The following is a 17239-nucleotide window of genomic DNA, read 5'->3' on the forward strand; positions in this document are numbered from 1 at the left end:
AAAGAAAGCTGAGCGGACGCTCACGCTTCCGGGTGACGTGGTTTGCCGCCGACCCGTTCTCCTGTGGGAACTTCGGCGCTTTCGTCGAGGCAGCCGCATTCGGGTGCGACGGCGGTGGCCGTGTGCTCTTCCTCGTGTGTGGGCAGGGTCTCGGGGGCCACGAGCCAGAAGGCGACGGACAGCAGCAGTGCGGCACCGGTGATGGCGAACGACGCCCCGTAGCCGAACGAGTCGGCGAGCAGGCCGGCGCACATCGGGCCGATGATCGCGCCCAGGTCGGTCACCATCTGGAAGCCCGCGAGGACGGGGCCTCCCTTGCCGCGCGGGCCGATGACGTCGGCCACGACGGCGTTCTGCGGCGGGTTCAGCAGGCCCGCGCCCATGCCCGCGACGAGCGAGGCGGCCATGAACGTCCACAGGTCGCCGGTGAAGCCCATCCAGACCGTGGCGGCACCGCTGACCAGCAGGCCGATGATGGCGACGGGCTTGCGGCCGCGGGTGTCGGCGATCCGGCCGGACAGGAACAGCATCGCCGCGTTGCCGGCGGCGAACACCGACATGGAGATGCCGGCGACGGCCGGGCTGTGCTTCAGGGCCTCGATGACGAACACCGGCACCAGCGAGATGCGGACGCCGAACACCGCCCAGCCGTTCGCGAACCCGGACGCCAGGGCGGCGCGGTAGGCGCCGTGCCGGACGGCCTCGCGCACGGTCATGGGGATCTCGGTGTTGGTCCTGTCGATCTCCACCAGCGTCGAGCGGCGCAGGAAGAACCACACCACGAACGCCGCGAGGCACAGCAACAGGCCATACGACACGAACGGCACCCACAGGCCGAACGGCACCAGTCCGGCGCCGACGATCGGGCCCGCGACGTTGCCGACCAGGAAGCCCGCCGCCCACATGCCGGAGGCCCGCCCGCGCATCGGCGCCGGGGTGATCCGGATCAGCAGGCCCAGCGCGGCCACGGTGAACATGGTCGACCCGACCCCGGCCAGCGCGCGCCACGACAGCATCTCGGCGTAGCTCGACGAGAACCCGCACATCGCGGTGCCCAGGGCCACGATCAGGATGCCGGCGATGTAGATCTTCGGTTCACCGAACCGGTTGACCAGTCTGCCGCTCATCGGCGCGAACGCCAGCCGGACGAACGCGAAAGAGCTGATCAGGGCCGCCACCGCCGTGTGACCCACACCGAACGATGACGCGTACACCGGTAGAACGGGTGCCACGATCCCAAACCCCACGGCGATGATGAAACTCGCCGCGACCAGAACCCACACCTCGACCGGCAACCGCTCGCGCACACAGCCTCCCTTAGCCCTGCTAAGGATATGTCACGCGGCAACTAACCAGTTCAGTCGAGCAGCTCATCCACTCTGCGTACGAAAGCAGTCACGGGATACGCCGCAACGAACCCGCACGCCTCGGCGAACTTCTCCCCCGGTCCCTCGTCCACCTGCGACGCGACGAGCACCGCCCCGGCCGAGCGCAGGGTCGCGACGGCGGACACCACGAGCGAGCGCCCCACACCCCGGCGACGCCGCGCCGGGCGCACCACGCACTGCTCGACGAGACCCACACCGCGTTCGGCGAACCCCGACACGAACCCGCCGATCCGGTCGCCGTCGTCCACGACCAGCACCGGGCACCGCGGGTCGTCCAACCGGTGCCCGAGCCACCGCGACAGGCGATCGCGGTGGCCGACGAGCTCGTCGGCCAGCAGCTCGACGATGCCGGGCACGTCGGCGTCGACGGCCCTCCTGACCTCGGCGGACACCGAAGCGGACCCGCGGTGGACCACGGTCTGGAGTTCCTCGACGGCGTACCAGCCGGAGTCGTCCGCGATCCCCTCGATCTCGTCCACGGTCGTCGGCGACGCGTAGACCACGGCCTCGGCACGGCCGACGTCGGCGAACGTCTGCTCCAGCTGCAGCAGGGTGGACGCGACCTCGACCGACGACCCGTCGAGGGCGCAGCCGAAGTTGCCGGAGGGCAGCGGGTTCTCGCGGTTGATCACCACGGCCGCGCAGCCGACCCGTCCGACCTTGCCGTAGCGGACGGCTCCGGACGCGAGCCGCGCCCCTTCGACCAGGATCGCGAGCGACCGCGACTGGTAGGGGTCGAGCAGCTCCGGGTCGTCCGGATCGCGCAACGGGTCAACCAACTCGACGGCCCTTCCAGGAGGCACCCGGACGCATCGCGCGGTCCGGGAGGAACACCCCCATCGTCGCCCACGACCGCGGAGCCGGCACACCGGAGGCCCACCGCCCCGTGAGATCGGGCGCGCACGTCACGTCGGCCGGCACGGACGCCAGCCGCGACGATGCCGGGGACAGGCCCCGGACACCACACCGGTCATCCCATGAGCCCACCCTGACACACTCGACGGCGTGCACCTGCCCGATCTCCCGGTGAAGTCCGTCCTGCCCGACCTGCTCCAGGCCCTCTCCGACCACGGCGCCGCGGTGCTCGTCGCACCCCCGGGCACCGGCAAGACGACGCTCGTCCCGCTGGCCCTCGAGGGGAGGGTCGTCGTCGCCGAACCGCGCCGGATCGCCGCTCGCGCCGCCGCCGCGCGCATGGCGAGCCTGCTCGGCGAACAGGTCGGCCAGACCGTGGGCTACTCGGTCAGGGGCGACCGCAAGGTCGGGAGGAACACCCGCATCGAGGTCGTGACCAGCGGTCTCCTCGTCCGCAGGCTCCAGCACGACCAGGAGCTCGCGGGCGTCGGCACCGTGCTGCTCGACGAGTGCCACGAACGCCATCTCGACGCCGACCTGCTGCTCACGCTGCTGCTGGACGCGAAGGCGGCCCTGCGCCCCGACCTGAGGATCCTCGCGACGAGTGCGACCGTCGCGGCGCAACGGCTCTCGGACCTGCTCGGCGCTCCCGTGCTGCACAGCGAGACGCGCATGTACCCGACGGAGATCACGTACGTCCCGCCGGCGCGGGGCGAGCACGTCGAGAACACCGTCGCCAGGGCGATCAACAAAGCGTTGTCCGAAGTGGACGGGGATGTGCTCGCGTTCCTGCCCGGCGTCAGGGAGATCAACCGGACCAGGAGCCTCCTGAGCGCCGAGACGGTCGTCCTGCACGGCCAGCTCGACGCCCAGACGCAGGACGCCGCCCTGCAGCCCGGCGGGCGCCAGCGGGTCGTGCTCGCCACGAGCATCGCCGAGTCGAGCCTCACCGTCCCCGGTGTCCGCGCGGTCGTGGACGCCGGCCTGGCCAGGGTCCCCCGCGTGGACCACCGCAGAGGCCTGGCGGGCCTCACCACGATCCGCGTCTCCCAGGCCGTCGCCGAGCAACGCGCCGGCCGTGCGGGACGTGAGGCTCCCGGCCGCGTCTACCGCTGCTGGCCGGAGCACGAGCACTCCACCCTCCCGCGCTACCCCGAGCCCGAGATCCGCACCGCGGACCTGACGCGGCTCGCTCTCGAGCTCGCGGTGTGGGGCTCCCCGGACGGCACCGGCCTGAACTGGTGGGACGCCCCGCCGGAGGGTGCGCTCAAGGCCGCGCAGGAGACCCTCGACGCCATCGGCGCGCTCGACCCGGGCCGCCGCGACCGCATCGCGAGCGTCGGCCTGCACCCCCGCCTCGGCCGGGCCCTGATCGACGGCAGCGCTCTCGTGGGCAACCGGACCGCCGCCGAGGTCGTGGCGCTGCTCGACGACAGCGCGCACCCCAGCACGACCGACCTCGCGAGCGCGCTGAAGTCCCCCGGCAAGTGGCGCAAGGAGGCAAAGAAGCTGGAGAAGCTCGGCACCAACCCCGCGGGCAACGGGGACGCCGCGCTCGTCGTGGCCCTCGCCTACCCGGAACGGCTGGCGAAGCGCAGGTCGAAGAACAGCAACGTCTACCTGATGGCCAACGGCACGGCCGTGGAGCACAGCGACTCGCACAACAAGTGGCTGGCGATCGCGATCGCCGACCGCGAGCCGGGCAGCAAGCACGGCCGCGTGCGCCTCGCCGCCCCGGCCGACGAGGAGCTCGCCGTCACCGCCGCGCAGGCCCTCGTGCACACGGTCGACGACATCCGGTGGACCGGTGACGTCGTCGCGAACGAGGTGCGCAAGCTCGGCGCGATCACCCTCGACGAACGCCCGTTGAACGACCTCGCCAAGTCCCAGCAGGCGCTGCGCCTCGGCCTCGAGACCGAGGGCCTGGGTCTGCTCAAGTGGACCGAAGCCGCCAACCGCCTGCGCGAGCGCATGGCGTTCCTGCACCGCACGCGCGACTGGCCGAGCGTCGACGACGAGCACCTGATCCGCGCGATCGACCTCGGCAAGGCCAGGAAGCGGTCGGACCTGGCGAAGATCGACACGGTCGCGCTGCTGCGGAGCCTGCTGCCGTGGCCGGAGGCGGCGGAGTTCGACAAGCTCGCCCCGGAACGCATCGGCCAGGGCAAGGTCGACTACACGCAGGACCAGCCCGTCCTCTCCGTCCGCATCCAGGACGCCATGAAGTGGGCGGACACGCCGCTCATCGCCGGGGTCCCCGTCGTGGTGCACCTGCTCTCCCCCGCGGGCCGCCCCACGGCCGTGACCAGCGATCTCCGGTCCTTCTGGCGCAACGGCTACCTCCGGGTGCGCAGCGAGCTCAAGGGCCGCTACCCCAAGCACCACTGGCCGGAGAAGCCCTACGACCGGAGCAGACGAACCGATTCCTCCTGACCGGCGCCGACCGCCTGTGGCGCACAGCGCGATCTTCCTGGTACAGCTGTCCTCTGGTTCCGCGATCGCCGCGCGGGTGAGGAACGGGCAGCGGATGATTCACCGGGCGGGCGGCAGCAGGCCCGCAGCGGACGTCGTCGAGGAGGAGCTGGCGCGGTGAGACGGATCTGGGACGACGCGGTACGCACGCTCGGCGGTGCGCCGGACGCGGGCGATCTGATGGAGCGCTACGCCGAACCGCACCGGACCTACCACAACACCTTCCACGTGGTGTCGGTCGTCCGCGACTCGTCGGCGCTGGCCGACGCGTTCGCGTTCTCGGCGGAGGAACGCGCGATCCTCGCCCTGGCGGCGTGCGCCCACGACGTGATCTACGACGGCGAACCGGGTGAGGACGAGCGCGCGTCGGCCGCCTGGGCGCGCGAACGCCTGGCAGACCTGGAAGAGGCGCACGTGCGGCGCGTGGAGTCGCTGGTGCTGGCGACGATCACGCACTCGTCGGACGACCCGCTGGCGCACGTGCTGCTCGACGCCGACCTGGCGATCCTCGGCTCGGAGCCGGAGCACTACGAGCGCTACAGCCTCGCCGTGCGCCAGGAGTACTCGCGCTACGACGACGAGACGTGGCGCGCGGGCCGGTCGAAGGTCCTCAGGACCCTGCTCGACCGCGAGCACCTCTTCGTGACCGAGCCCGCGCGGCAGCTGTGGGGCGCCGCCGCGCGGACCAACCTGGCGCGGGAGCTTCAGTCCCTGGCCTGAACCTCCAGGCGGGCCTTGCGCACGCTGTAGCCGAAGTAGATGACGAACCCGAGGACCATCCAGCCGAGGAACGCGACCCACGTGTCCAGCCCGAGGCTGAACATCATGTAGACGCAGAACCCGAGACCCAGCAACGGGGTCACGGGCGAGAGCGGCACCCGGAAGCTGCGCTCGCGGTGCGGCTCGGTGCGGCGCAGGATGATCACCGCGATGTTGACCAGCGCGAACGCGAACAGCGTGCCGATGCTCGTCGCGTCGGCCAGTGCTCCCAGGGGCACCAGGGCGGCGAGCACCGCGATGAACAGGCCGACGACGACGGTGTTCGCGAACGGCACCCCGGTGCGGGGGCTGAGCTTCGAGAAGAGCGGCGGCACCAGGCCGTCGCGAGACATCGCGTAGAGGATGCGCGTCTGTCCGTAGAGGACGGTCAGCACCACCGAGGTGATCGCGATGACCGCTCCGACCGACAGCAGGACCGGGAAGATCGTGCTGCCGGTGTTGTCCGTCAGCACCCGGCTTAGCGCGGCCTCGGTGCCCTCGAAGCTCTGCCACGGCATCGCGCCGACCGCGGCCAGCGCGACGGCGCAGTACAACGCCGTCACCACCACCAGCGAGATGATGATCGCGCGCGGCAGGTCGCGCTGCGGGTTCGTGGCCTCCTCGCCGGCGGTGGAGGCGGCGTCGAAGCCGATGTAGGAGAAGAACAACGTGGCCGCCCCGGCGCTCATCCCCGCCAGCCCCAGCGGGAACAGCGGCGCGAAGTTGCCCGCCTTGAACGCCGTGAAGGCGACCGCGCAGAACATGACCAGCGCGCCGACCTTCACCCACACCAGGATCGTGTTCGTGCGCGCACTCCCCTTGGCTCCACCGAGGAGGACGAGCATCGAGATGACCACGACCAGCACGGCGGGGATGTTGACGACGCCGCCCGCCCCCGGCGGCTGGCTCAGCACGTCGGGGATCCGCAGCCCCGTCAGCAGGTGCAGCAGCTCGTTGACGTACTGCCCCCACCCGACCGCGACCGCCGCGACCGAGACGCCGTACTCGAGCACGAGGCACCAGCCGCAGACCCACGCGACGATCTCGCCGAGAGTCGCGTAGGTGTAGGAGTACGAGGAGCCGGACGCGGGGATCAGGCCCGCCAGCTCGGCGTACGACAGCGCGGAGAACAACGCGGTGATGCCCGCCAGCACGAACGACACGACGATGGCGGGACCGGCCAGTGGCACCGCCTCCCCCAGCACGACGAAGATGCCGGTGCCGAGCGTGGCACCGATGCTGATCATGGTGAGGTGGCCGACCCCCATGGTGCGCTTGAGTTCGCCGCCGGGATGGGTCAGCTGGTCGATCGGCTTGCGCCGCAACACCCGCGCCCCGATGCGCTGTCCGTTGCTCATCCGGTCAACATAACGCCCGTTGCGCGACCTACCGGCCACCGATCGGCCGGAACGTGCGGCGGTACGTGTCCGGCGGCACACCGACGGACCGGTGGAAGTGCCGGCGCAACGTCGTGGCCGTGCCCATCCCGGACGCCTCGGCGATCAGGTCCACGCTGTCGTCGGTCATCTCCAGCAGCTCCTGTGCGCGCCGGATCCGCTGGGTGTGCAGCCACTGCAACGGGGTGGTGCCCGTCACCGCGCGGAAGAGCCGTGCGAGGTGCCGCGAGCTCATGTTCGCCTGCCGGGCCATGTCCTCGACGGTGATCATCTGGTCGAACCGCGCGGAGACCCAGTCGAACAGCTCTGTGAGCGGGTGCCCCTCGCCGGACGGCACCGGCGCCAGGACGAACTGCGCCTGGCCGCCGTCGCGGTGAGGGGGCACCACGAGCCTGCGCGCCGCCGTGTTCGCCGTCGCGGTGCCGTGGTCGTTGCGGATCACGTGCAGGCTCAGGTCGATCGCCGCCGCCTTGCCCGCGCTCGTCAGCACCCGGCCGTTGTCGACGTAGAGCACGTCCGGGTCGACCTCCACCCGCGGGTACCGCCTGGCGAGTTCGTCGGTGTGACCCCAGTGCGTCGTCGCCCTCAACCCGTCGAGCAGTCCGGCCTCCGCCAGCACGAACGCGCCCGTGCACAGCGAGACGATCCGCGCGCCCTCGTCGTGGGCCGCTCCGACGGCCTGGACGAACTCGGGGTCGAGGGGCTCGTCGACGTCCTCGACGGCGGGGACGACGACGGTGTGCGCCGCGCGGAGCCGGTCGAGCGGCAGGTCCGGCTCCAGCGAGAACCTGCCGAGCCGAACCGGCTGGTCACCGCAGATCCTGACGTCGTAGTCGAGCTGCGGCGCGGTGAAGATCTCGTACGTGGCGGTCAGCTCGAAGTGCAGCATCCCGCTGGTGACGGCGAACGCGAGCATGTCCGAAAGTGTACGCATCGTGTCGTTCCAGACACTCGCCCGATGCCGCCCGCCGGGCTTGACTGGTCCACATGGGACACAAGATCGCGGTCTACGGCGCTTCGGGAACCACGGGACGGTTCGTGGTGGCGGAACTGGAGAAGCGCGGCCTCGGCGCTCTGCCGTTCGGCCGCGCGCAGGCCACCGCCGACGACCCGGCAGCACTCGACCGCGCGCTGGCGGGCGCCGACGCGGTGATCAACACGGCCGGCCCGTTCGCCGTCACCGCCGCTCCGCTGATCGCCGCCGCCGAACGCGCCGGCATCCCGTACGTGGACGTGGCGGCCGAGATCGAGGCGAACGCGGACACCCTCACCCGCGGCGCCTCGGTCCCGGTGGTGCCCGCGATGGCGTTCTTCGGCGGCCTCGCGGACCTGCTGGCCACCGCCGCGATGGGTGACTGGACGGAGGCCGACGAGGCGCATGTCGCGTACGGCCTGAGCGGCTGGCAGCCGACGCCGGGCACGCTCACCGCCGGCGCGGTCTCCCGCGAGCGCCGCGGCGGCCAGCGCGTCCGGTTCCGCGACGGCTCGCTGCGGTACCACTCCGACGCCCCTCCGACGCTGCGGTGGGAGTTCCCCGGCGGACCGCGCGAGGTCGTCGGCGAGTTCTCGATGGCGGACGTCGTCACGGTCCCCAGCCACCTGGCGATCCCGTCGGTGACCTCGTACATGTCGGCCACCGCCGCGCGGGGCCTGAGCGAGGGCGCCGAGCGCCGCGAGCCCGAGACGTTCGAGGTCGACGTCGTCGTGCGCCGGGCCGGTGAGGAACGCCGGATGACCGCCTCCGGCAAGGACATCTACGCCGTGAGCGCCCCTTTGGCCGTGGAGGCGACCGAACGCCTGCTGACAGGCCGTTTCCACATCACCGGAGCGGCATCAGCGGGAGCGATGTTCGACGCCGCCGACTTCCTGGCCACGATGGCAGCCGTCATCCAGACCACCGCACCGAACGGCAAGCCGCAACCAGTCGAGTAGTCGATGTCGCAACGCGACGAGCCCCCGCCAGGTAGGGGCCCCGATGTCGCGAAGCGACGAGGCGGCCCGGGGGTCCGGGGGCGGAGCCCGCCGGTTGGGGGTCTGGGGGCTCGGCCCCCAGAAGACAGCCGGAACGAGAACGGGTGAGTGCTGTCCACGAACAGCACTCACCCATCGAGTGGAGGTGCCGGGAATCGAACCCGGGTCCTGTGGCGGTTCATCAGGGCTTCTCCGTGCGCAGTTCGCTCTGCCTCTGCTCGGCCCCACTTGTCACGCGAACGAGCAAGTGTGACGGGCCCAGTCGCTGTGAGTGTCCCGAACAGCCCCCGCGACCGGGACTGCTGGTAAGCCCTCTAGCTGATGCCGGACACTAGGCCGAAGGCACTCCTAGGCCGACAACCGCTAGCTCCGCTGTCAGGCAGCGAGAGCGTACGCGGTGCGCTTGTCGTTAGACGTGGCGCTTATTGGTTTGCGATGACGCTTAACGGTGGTCTCTCGCCTGCACCGGCACGCTTCCCCTGAATCAACGTCCACAGTCGAAACCGTTCACCCCCTTGTAGTGGTACGCATAGCATAACGAGTCGGGCCACCGAGTTCTTCCCGAGGCGGGTAGGGCTGTCCCCACCACCGACCGGATAGCCAGCCGGATGGTCTCTGACCAGCGGTAACGACAGCATGGACGTCATGAGGAAACCGAACGCGCTCGCAGCCGGGTTCTACCTGCTGACCAACCTGGTGACCGGCATCTTCTGGTTCACCCTCGCCGTCGTGCTGACCGCGGTCGGGTTCGCGACCTCGGTCCTGTGGGTCGGTCTGCCGATCCTGTGGCTCGCGATGAACGCCGTGCGGGTCGGTGCGACGGTGGAGCGGGCGTGGGTCGGGGCGGCGTTGCGCACGGACATCCCCGCGCCGTACCGCGCGAGGCCGGAGGGCTCGCTGTGGGTGCGGTGGAAGGCCCAGTTCACCGATCCGGCGACGTGGCGCGACTACGGTTACCTGCTGTTGCTCCTGCCGGTGGGCGTTCTCGAGTTCGCGGCGGTCCTCGCGATGTGGACCGTGGCGGCGGCGTTCATCGCCGTGCCGTTCTGGATCGGCCACGCGCCGTTCGCGGTGGTCGTCGGTGAGTTCTGGACCATCGACTCGTTCGTGTCGGCGCTGCCCGTCACGCTGATCGGGCTGGCGCTGATCCCGTTCGCGGTCATCGGCACCCGGTCGCTGGGGGTGCTGCACAGCAGGTTCGCCCGTGCCATGCTCGGGCCGACGCGGGCGGACGAGCTCGCGGTCGAGGCGGAACGGCTGCAGTCCAGCCGGGCGCGCGGGGTCGAGGCGGCCGAGGCGGAGCGCCGGCGCATCGAGCGCGACCTGCACGACGGCGCGCAGCAGCGGCTGGTGGCCGTGGCGATGGGCCTGGGCCGGGCGAAGTCCAAGTTGGACTCCGATCCCGAGGGCGCGGCCGTGCTGATCGCGGAGGCGCACTCGGACGCCAAGGAGGCCATCCGGGAGCTGCGCGACCTCGCGCGGGGCATCTACCCGTCCGTGCTCGGTGACCGGGGGCTCGACGCCGCGCTGTCCGCGCTCGCCGCCCGCGTGCCGATCGAGGTCGACCTGCAGGTCGACGTCGACCCGCGGCCGCCGACAGCGGTGGAGAGCGCCGCGTACTTCACCGTCGGTGAGGCGCTCACGAACATCACCAAGCACTCCAACGGCACCAAGGCGACCGTTCGGGTCAGCAGGGTGGACACCGGGGTGCTGGTCGAGGTCACCGACAACGGTCAGGGCGGCGCGGAGCTGAGGCCGGGCGGCGGGCTCGCCGGGCTCGCGGACCGGGCTGCCACGATCGACGGTGTGGTTGTCGTCGTCAGCCCCGTGGGTGGGCCGACCGTGATTCGAGCGGAGTTGCCGTGCGCGTGGTGATCGCCGAGGACTCGGTGCTGCTGAGGGAGGGCGTGCAGAGGCTGCTCGCCGACGAGGGCATCGAGACGGTCGCGGCGGTGGAGAACGGCGACGACCTGCTCGACGCCGTCACGGAGCACCGGCCCGACCTGTGCGTGGTGGACGTGCGGATGCCTCCGTCGTTCACCGACGAGGGCCTGCGGGCGTCCATCGAGGCTCGCCGCCGCTTCCCCGGGCTGCCGGTGCTCGTGCTGTCGCAGTACGTCGAGGAGCGCTACGCCGTGGAGCTCCTCGCGGGCGGTGCCAGCGGCGTCGGCTACCTGCTCAAGGAACGGGTCGCGGACGTGAAGGAGTTCGTCGACGCGGTGCGCCGGGTCGCGGACGGCGGCACGAGCATCGACCACGAGGTGATCACGCAGCTCATGGTGCGCAGCAAGAAGAGCCCCGTCGACTCGCTGACGCCCCGCGAACGCGAGGTGCTCGGGCTGATGGCGCAGGGCTTGTCCAACACGGCGATCGCCGGGGCGCTCGTCGTGTCCGACGGCGCCGTCGAGAAGCACGTCGGCAACATCTTCGCCAAGCTCGGCCTGGAGCCGTCGAACTCCGAGCACCGCCGCGTGCGCGCCGTTCTGACCTACCTCGACAGCTGAAGCAGACGGGCGCCGTTGTCGTGCAGGACCGACTGCTCGGTGGCGGCGTCCAGGCCCCACGACCTGATGGCGTCGATCTGCACCTCGTAGGGGTACGGGATGTTCGGGAAGTCGCTGCCCAGCACCACCCTGTCGGCCAGGCCCGCGATCCGCGAACGCCAGTCGGCCGGCAACGGCGTCATCTGCTCCGTGAACGGAACGCCGACCATCGTCGTGTCGACGTGCACGTTCCGGTAGCGCTCCACGAGGTCCAACGCACCCGAGTAGTCCGGCATCCCGGCGTGCGCGAGGACGGCCGTCAGCCGCGGGTGCTTCTTCAGCACTTCTTCGAAGACGCCGAGCCCGGTGAACTCCCCCGGTACCGGCCCGTCACCGCAGTGCACGACCACCGGGACGCCCGCCTCGGCGAGCAGGCCCCAGACCCCGTCGAGCAGCGCGTCACGCGGGTCGTAGCCACCGACCTGGACGTGCGACTTGAAGCACCGCGCACCGGCCTCCAGCGCCTCGCGCACGTACGCCTCGGCGCCCGGCTCCGCGTAGAACGTGCCCGTCGGCACGGCCTCGGGGACCCGTGCCGCGAAGTCGGCGGCCCAGTCGTTCAGCCACCGCGCCATGCCCGGCCTGTGCGGGTAGGCCAGGGGTGCGAACGCGGAAACGCCCAGCTCCCGCAGTGCGGTGAGCCGGGCGTTCTCGTCAGTGCGGTACCGGATGGTCCAGTCGACACCGGCTTCGCGCACGCGGTCGAAGTACGCCCAGACCTTGTCCAGGACGTTCTGCGGCATGAAGTGGACGTGGACGTCCACCAATGCCATCAGTAGCGACCCTTCAGGGCTCGTCCGTGCGCCCTGGCGATCTCGCGGTTCGCGTCGCGCTTCGCCAGGTCCTGGCGCTTGTCGTAGGACTTCTTGCCCTTCGCGAGGGCGATCTCGACCTTGACGTAGCCGTCCTTGAAGTACATCTGCAGCGGCACGAGCGACAGACCGGACTCCTTGGTCTTGCCGATCAGCCGCTCGATCTCCGCCTTGTGCAGCAGGAGCTTGCGCTTGCGCCGGACCTCGTGGTTCGTCCAGGTGCCCGCGACGTACTCCGGGATGTGCAGCGCGTGCAGCCAGATCTCGCCGTCGTCGACCTGGGCGAAGGCGTCCACCAGGGAGGCCCGGCCCATGCGCAGGCTCTTCACCTCGGTGCCGACGAGCTGAATGCCCGCCTCGTAGGTGTCCAGAATGGACCAGTCGTGCCGAGCCTTGCGGTTCGACGCGATGACCTTCTGCCCGCGTTCCTTGACCATGGCGACAACTTTACGTGGTCGGCAAAGCGCTTAAAGCCGCACGTAGAGGCGGAGTGTCACGTAACCGGTGGTCGCCGAGATGACTATCGCGACGAGGAACAGCCACGGCGACACGATCAGGATGTCCAGGTACCCGATCGGCGGGATGATCCCCGACTCGGTGAGGTTCCTGGTGATCCGGTCGAGGAAGAACGCCTTGAACAGCACCAGGCCGGCGACCGCGGTGACCGAGCCGATGATGCCCGCGACGACCGCCTCGATGAGGAACGGCAGCTGCGTGTACCACCGGGTCGCGCCGACCAGTCGCATGATGCCGACCTCGACGCGGCGGGTGAACGCCGACACCTGGATGGTGTTCGAGATCAGCAGCAGCGCGGCGAACGCCTGGACGAGCGCGAGGATCAGGGCGACGTCGCGCAGGCCGTTGAGACCGTCGAAGAACCGCTCGAGGAACTTGCCCTGGTCGTCGACGCCCTTCACACCGGGCTTGCCCTCGAAGGCCTGCTTGATGACGTCGGTGCGCTCCGGGTCCTCGAGCTTGACGCGGAACGTCGCCGGGATGGCCTCCGGCCGAGCGAGCTTGAGCAGTTCGGGCTGGGCCTCGAAGATGCGCTTGAAGCGCTCGAAGCCCTCGTCGCGGTTCTGGAACACCACGGTCTCGACGCCGGAGGTCTGCTCCAGCTGCGAGCGCAGACCCGCGCACGGCTGCTGCGTGCAGTCCTTGTCGTTCGCGCTGACGTCGTTGGTCAGCAGCACGGAGACCTCGAGCTTGCCCGCGTAGTTGGCCTGCATCTTGTCGACCATGCGGACGACGAGCAGGCCACCGCCGAGCAGCCCGAGCGAGATGGCGGTCGTGAGGATCATCGCGATCGTCATCGTGACGTTCCGGCGAAGTCCGGTGACGACCTCGCTGAACACGAAGCTGGTACGCATCGGGGGCGGGGTTCCTTGGGGGTCGGGGATCTAGGAGCGCTTAGCGGCCGACGCCGTAAACGCCGCGCGCGTCATCACGGACGACCTTGCCGTACGACAGCTCCACGACGCGGCGGCGCATCGAGTCGACGATGCCGTGGTCGTGGGTGGCCATGATGACGGTCGTGCCGGTGCGGTTGATCCGCTCCAGCAGCAACATGATGTCCTGGCTCGTGTCGGGGTCCAGGTTTCCGGTCGGCTCGTCGGCGATCAGCACCAGCGGCCGGTTCACGAACGCACGGGCGATCGCGACGCGCTGCTGCTCACCACCGGACAGCTCGGTCGGGAACCGGTCCTCCTTGCCGTCGAGGCCCACCAGCTGCAGCACCTCCGGCACCACCTTGACGATGGTGTTGCGGGGCTTGCCGATGACCTCCAGCGCGAAGGCGACGTTCTCGGCGACCGTCTTCGTCGGCAGCAGGCGGAAGTCCTGGAACACGCAGCCGATGGACTGGCGCAGGCGGGGGACCCTGCGCCGCGACATCTTGGCGACGTCGAAGTTGGAGACGTAGACGCGTCCCCTGGTCGGCACCTCTTCGCGCAGCAGCAGGCGCAGGAACGTCGACTTGCCCGACCCCGAGGGGCCGATGAGGAAGACGAACTCGCCCTTTTCCATCTCGACGGACACGTCGTCGAGCGCGGGACGCGTGGAGGTCTTGTAGACCTTGGAAACGTGTTCGAGACGAATCACGAGGCGCGAGTCTACTCATGGCCGGGGTAAAGCCCCCGTTCCGGTTAACTTCGCGCACCGAAAGGGCGGTTCGAAGGTCGACGCGGCGTGTCCGACCTGGCACGACCCGTCCACGAAAAGAGCACGTCCCACCCTCGTCCGGGCGGAACGTGCTCTTCGACTCAGATCAGGCGCGCGCTACGCCTGCTGGGACTGCTTGCGCCACCGGATGCCGGCCTCGAGGAAGTCGTCGATCTCGCCGTCGAGCACCGCGGACGGGTTGCCGACCTCGTGCTCGGTCCGCAGGTCCTTGACCATCTGGTACGGGTGCAGCACGTAGGAGCGCATCTGGTTGCCCCAGCTCGAACCGGAGTCCTTCAGCGCGTCCATCTTCGCCTGCTCCTCCTGCCTGCGCCGCTCGAGGAGCTTCGCCTGCAGGACGTTCATGGCCGTGGCCTTGTTCTGCAGCTGCGAGCGCTCGTTCTGGCAGGAGACCACGATGCCGGTCGGGATGTGCGTGAGGCGCACCGCCGAGTCCGTCGTGTTGACGCCCTGGCCACCGGGGCCCGACGAGCGGTACACGTCGACGCGCAGGTCCTTCTCGTCGATCTCGACGTGGTCGGTCTGCTCGACGACGGGCACGACCTCGACGCCGGCGAACGACGTCTGGCGGCGGCCCTGGTTGTCGAACGGCGAGATGCGCACGAGGCGGTGCGTGCCCTGCTCGACGCTCAGCGTGCCGTAGGCGTACGGGGCGCTGACGCGGAAGGTGGCGGACTTGATGCCGGCCTCTTCGGCGTAGGACGTGTCGAACACGTCGACGCCGTAGTTGTGGCGCTCGGCCCAGCGCGAGTACATGCGCAGCAGCATCTCGGCGAAGTCCGCGGCGTCGACGCCACCGGCCTCGGCGCGGATGGTGATCAGCGCGTTGCGCTCGTCGTACTCGCCGGACAGGAGCGTGCGCACCTCGAGGCTCGCGATCTCGTCGCGCAGCTTGACGCGGTCGTTGTCCGCGTCGGCCAGGGCGTCCGCGTCCTCGGCCTCCTCCGCGAGCTCGTAGAGCAGGGGGAGGTCGTCGAGGCGCTGGCGCAGGCCGGTGACGCGGCGCAGCTCGCCCTGCTTGTGGGAGAGCTGGCTGGTGACCTTCTGCGCCTTCTCCTGGTCGTCCCAGAGGTCCGGGCGGGTCGCCTGCGCCTCCAGGTCCGCGACAGCGGCACGCAGCGCATCGAGGTCCAGCACCGCCTCGATGCTCGAAAGGGTGGCGGAGAGGTCCTTGATGTCTGCTTCGACGTCCGGGTTCACGCAAAAAGATTACGCCAGCACCGGCCGTCGTACGCGACCGGTGCTTCGATGGCGCCCCCTTTACGCGGTGGGGATGGCGTCGAGCAGTTTGAGGACGGCCTTCGCGTGGGCGAGACCGAACTCGGCCACCGCCTTGGCGTAGGGGTCCTCCGCCGTCTTGGCCGCGCTCTTCGCGCTCTCCTGCTCCTGGCCGTACGTCGTGCGCGCGGTCGTGATCAGGGACTCGCGCTGCTTCGCGGTCAGCGAGCCGGCGTGCACGAGGCGCAGGATGAGCGGGCTGCGCAGGTGGTCCGGGCCGGGCTCGGACAGCAGCCAGTTCTTGAAGGCCTTCTTGCCCGCCGCCGTCAGCACGTACTGCTGGCTCGACCGCGGTCCCTGCTTGCCGAGGCGCAGCAGGCCCTGGTCAGCCAACGCGGGCAACTCGCGGTACACCTGGCTGCGGGTCACGCTGAAGAACGCGCCGAAGCGGTCTCCTGCCTCCGCCACCAACTGGCCACCGGTCTTGGGTCCGTCGTGCAGCAGCCCGAGCAGGGCGGCTGCGGTCGCATTGAGGTCTGACACGTCAACAACGTTCCCACGTCCGGGGGAAGCTGTCCACAATGGTCAGCCGTTCTGTCCACTGTGGCTGATCACCGGGCTAGTCCGATGGGCCATGCGGAGCAACGAAAAGTCTCGCTGAGTAAGCGGCAGTTTTGCAGCCTCACGCGTTTGGCCGCTTGACCGTCCGTGTCCATCCCGGCTGGAAAAAGCCTTTCGCAGAAACGAAACGCATCCGGGCTCACTCGATCGGCGGTACGACTCTCACCGGCCGGAGCCACCCGAATGGACGGTCGTGGCATCTCGTCGCACGACCTGGTGATGTCCGCGCGCTCCTCTTTCCCACGCCTGCGGAGCCGGGAAAATGATCACTGCCAGACAGGCGGAGCGGACGACGGAGGTCGGGACCGGTGAAGAACCTGAACTTGAAGTGGCTGGACCACAAGAAGGTGGCGGCGCACACCAGGGCGTGGATGACGGGCGGCATCCCGGAGCAGGCCGGCAAGGACGAGTGCATGGTGTGCGGCAAGCAGATCCGCAAGCACCGCACGGTCAACGGCGAGGGCCGCATCTGCTCCAGCATGCTGTGCGCGCAGTACTGGGCGGAGAACATGACCTGAAAGACCCCGCCGGGCCACCTGCGGCCGGGGCCTCGCCCCGGAGTGGAATCGAGCTCGATCCTCAACACGACAAAGCAGAAGGCCGGAGTCTGATGACTCCGGCCTTCTGATCAGTAGCGGGGACAGGATTTGAACCTGCGACCTCTGGGTTATGAGCCCAGCGAGCTACCGAGCTGCTCCACCCCGCGCCGCTTCTTGCTTGTCTTGCTGTTGTGAGTAGAACTCTACACCCTCCGAAAACCGCTTTTCCACCACCCCCCGCTAAGCGTGTTTTCGCTGGTCAGCGCCGTACGAGCAGCACTTCGGGCGACTACCGCGACAGCGTAAGCCACGCACCGTCGAGACGATGGATCCAGTTGTCGAAAAGCAAGAAGCCCGGAACCTGATGGCTCCGGGCTTCTGCCTTGTAGCGGGGACAGGATTTGAACCTGCGACCTCTGGGTTATGAGCCCAGCGAGCTACCGAGCTGCTCCACCCCGCGTCGGTAATTGGAACTCTACGCGG

Annotated in this window: 17 protein-coding genes, 2 tRNA genes and 1 other RNA gene; 7 read left to right on the plus strand and 13 right to left on the minus strand. The window is 69.7% G+C overall.

The window, feature by feature from the left end; genetic code table 11:
• Window positions 1-20 precede the first annotated feature (20 nt).
• Complete coding sequence (locus BLQ91_RS20210) at window positions 21-1307, minus strand: MFS transporter (protein ID WP_090098579.1); 1287 nt, start codon at window positions 1305-1307, stop codon at window positions 21-23.
• A 50-nt stretch (window positions 1308-1357) separates the two neighbouring features.
• Window positions 1358-2155, minus strand: coding sequence for a GNAT family N-acetyltransferase (locus BLQ91_RS20215; protein ID WP_245733687.1), 798 nt, complete (start codon window positions 2153-2155; stop codon window positions 1358-1360).
• A gap of 238 nt (window positions 2156-2393) precedes the next feature.
• Between BLQ91_RS20215 and hrpB the strand changes: the two genes are divergently transcribed.
• The 3 genes from hrpB to BLQ91_RS20225 are packed head-to-tail and all read left to right on the plus strand — an operon-like array spanning window position 2394 to window position 5435.
• Window positions 2394-4676 (plus strand): ATP-dependent helicase HrpB, encoded by a 2283-nt coding sequence (gene hrpB, locus BLQ91_RS20220; RefSeq protein WP_090098583.1) that lies wholly within the window; start codon window positions 2394-2396, stop codon window positions 4674-4676.
• Between the two features lie 16 nt (window positions 4677-4692).
• Window positions 4693-4836 carry a hypothetical protein gene (locus BLQ91_RS41435; RefSeq protein ID WP_176959844.1) on the plus strand — a complete coding sequence of 48 codons (144 nt, stop codon included), beginning with the start codon at window positions 4693-4695 and terminating at the stop codon, window positions 4834-4836.
• Window positions 4833-5435 (plus strand): HD domain-containing protein, encoded by a 603-nt coding sequence (locus BLQ91_RS20225; protein WP_245733688.1) that lies wholly within the window; start codon window positions 4833-4835, stop codon window positions 5433-5435. The genes BLQ91_RS41435 and BLQ91_RS20225 overlap by 4 nt, the downstream gene beginning before the upstream one ends.
• Here BLQ91_RS20225 and BLQ91_RS20230 read toward each other — a convergent pair.
• Window positions 5420-6832 carry an amino acid permease gene (locus BLQ91_RS20230; RefSeq protein ID WP_090098584.1) on the minus strand — a complete coding sequence of 471 codons (1413 nt, stop codon included), beginning with the start codon at window positions 6830-6832 and terminating at the stop codon, window positions 5420-5422. The two genes, BLQ91_RS20225 and BLQ91_RS20230, sit on opposite strands and share 16 nt — an antisense overlap.
• Window positions 6833-6860: 28 nt before the next feature.
• Window positions 6861-7805, minus strand: a complete 945-nt coding sequence (locus BLQ91_RS20235) for a GlxA family transcriptional regulator (RefSeq protein ID WP_090098585.1) — start codon at window positions 7803-7805, stop codon at window positions 6861-6863.
• 53 nt (window positions 7806-7858) lie between these two features.
• Between BLQ91_RS20235 and BLQ91_RS20240 the strand changes: the two genes are divergently transcribed.
• The gene (locus BLQ91_RS20240; RefSeq protein WP_090098587.1) at window positions 7859-8803 is read left to right on the plus strand and encodes a saccharopine dehydrogenase NADP-binding domain-containing protein; all 945 of its coding nucleotides are present in this window, start codon (window positions 7859-7861) and stop codon (window positions 8801-8803) included.
• 176 nt (window positions 8804-8979) lie between these two features.
• Here the strand turns inward: BLQ91_RS20240 and ssrA are convergent.
• Window positions 8980-9357, minus strand: a transfer-messenger RNA (tmRNA) gene (ssrA, locus tag BLQ91_RS20245).
• A 121-nt stretch (window positions 9358-9478) separates the two neighbouring features.
• Here ssrA and BLQ91_RS20250 point away from each other — a divergent pair.
• On the plus strand, window positions 9479-10717 hold the full coding sequence (locus BLQ91_RS20250; protein WP_425412505.1) for a sensor histidine kinase: 1239 nt from the start codon (window positions 9479-9481) through the stop codon (window positions 10715-10717).
• Window positions 10705-11346, plus strand: a complete 642-nt coding sequence (locus tag BLQ91_RS20255; RefSeq protein WP_176959845.1) for a response regulator transcription factor — start codon at window positions 10705-10707, stop codon at window positions 11344-11346. Before BLQ91_RS20250 ends, BLQ91_RS20255 begins: the two co-directional genes overlap by 13 nt.
• Here BLQ91_RS20255 and BLQ91_RS20260 read toward each other — a convergent pair.
• The 6 genes from BLQ91_RS20260 to BLQ91_RS20285 all read right to left on the minus strand — a co-directional run bounded on the left by BLQ91_RS20260 (window position 11331) and on the right by BLQ91_RS20285 (window position 16139).
• Entirely contained in the window at window positions 11331-12158 is an 828-nt protein-coding gene (locus BLQ91_RS20260; RefSeq protein ID WP_090098589.1) for an amidohydrolase family protein, read from the minus strand. The genes BLQ91_RS20255 and BLQ91_RS20260 overlap by 16 nt on opposite strands.
• Window positions 12158-12634 carry an SsrA-binding protein SmpB gene (gene smpB / locus BLQ91_RS20265; RefSeq protein WP_090098592.1) on the minus strand — a complete coding sequence of 159 codons (477 nt, stop codon included), beginning with the start codon at window positions 12632-12634 and terminating at the stop codon, window positions 12158-12160. The genes BLQ91_RS20260 and smpB overlap by 1 nt, the downstream gene beginning before the upstream one ends.
• Before the next feature lie 30 nt (window positions 12635-12664).
• Window positions 12665-13567 (minus strand): permease-like cell division protein FtsX, encoded by a 903-nt coding sequence (gene ftsX / locus BLQ91_RS20270; RefSeq protein WP_090098594.1) that lies wholly within the window; start codon window positions 13565-13567, stop codon window positions 12665-12667.
• A gap of 40 nt (window positions 13568-13607) precedes the next feature.
• Window positions 13608-14297: a cell division ATP-binding protein FtsE gene (ftsE, locus tag BLQ91_RS20275; RefSeq protein WP_030470385.1), complete on the minus strand. Its 690-nt coding sequence runs from the start codon at window positions 14295-14297 to the stop codon at window positions 13608-13610.
• A gap of 177 nt (window positions 14298-14474) precedes the next feature.
• Window positions 14475-15578, minus strand: coding sequence for a peptide chain release factor 2 (gene prfB / locus BLQ91_RS20280; RefSeq protein ID WP_090098595.1), 1104 nt, complete (start codon window positions 15576-15578; stop codon window positions 14475-14477).
• A 60-nt stretch (window positions 15579-15638) separates the two neighbouring features.
• Window positions 15639-16139 (minus strand): PadR family transcriptional regulator, encoded by a 501-nt coding sequence (locus tag BLQ91_RS20285; RefSeq protein ID WP_089921819.1) that lies wholly within the window; start codon window positions 16137-16139, stop codon window positions 15639-15641.
• Window positions 16140-16525: 386 nt separating this feature from the next.
• On the opposite strand from BLQ91_RS20285, the gene BLQ91_RS20290 reads away from it, so the two are divergent.
• Window positions 16526-16735: a hypothetical protein gene (locus BLQ91_RS20290; protein WP_090014114.1), complete on the plus strand. Its 210-nt coding sequence runs from the start codon at window positions 16526-16528 to the stop codon at window positions 16733-16735.
• A gap of 114 nt (window positions 16736-16849) precedes the next feature.
• On the opposite strand, the gene BLQ91_RS20295 is transcribed toward BLQ91_RS20290, so the two are convergent.
• A tRNA-Met gene (locus BLQ91_RS20295) sits at window positions 16850-16923 on the minus strand.
• A gap of 219 nt (window positions 16924-17142) precedes the next feature.
• Window positions 17143-17216: transfer RNA gene (locus BLQ91_RS20300), tRNA-Met, on the minus strand.
• Window positions 17217-17239: the final 23 nt, after the last annotated feature.

The sequence above is a fragment of the Lentzea jiangxiensis genome, from assembly GCF_900104175.1.
Classification (GTDB): domain Bacteria; phylum Actinomycetota; class Actinomycetes; order Mycobacteriales; family Pseudonocardiaceae; genus Lentzea; species Lentzea jiangxiensis.

What these genes read in the sequence shown, in the direction of transcription:
- ftsX (WP_090098594.1), bottom strand. Translation starts at nt 13,567, where the DNA reads ATGCGTACCAGCTTCGTGTTCAGCGAGGTCGTCACCGGACTTCGCCGG.
- BLQ91_RS20240 (WP_090098587.1), top strand. Translation starts at nt 7,859, where the DNA reads ATGGGACACAAGATCGCGGTCTACGGCGCTTCGGGAACCACGGGACGG.
- BLQ91_RS20250 (WP_425412505.1), top strand. Translation starts at nt 9,479, where the DNA reads ATGGACGTCATGAGGAAACCGAACGCGCTCGCAGCCGGGTTCTACCTG.
- BLQ91_RS20260 (WP_090098589.1), bottom strand. Translation starts at nt 12,158, where the DNA reads ATGGCATTGGTGGACGTCCACGTCCACTTCATGCCGCAGAACGTCCTG.
- smpB (WP_090098592.1), bottom strand. Translation starts at nt 12,634, where the DNA reads ATGGTCAAGGAACGCGGGCAGAAGGTCATCGCGTCGAACCGCAAGGCT.
- BLQ91_RS20235 (WP_090098585.1), bottom strand. Translation starts at nt 7,805, where the DNA reads ATGCGTACACTTTCGGACATGCTCGCGTTCGCCGTCACCAGCGGGATG.
- BLQ91_RS20230 (WP_090098584.1), bottom strand. Translation starts at nt 6,832, where the DNA reads ATGAGCAACGGACAGCGCATCGGGGCGCGGGTGTTGCGGCGCAAGCCG.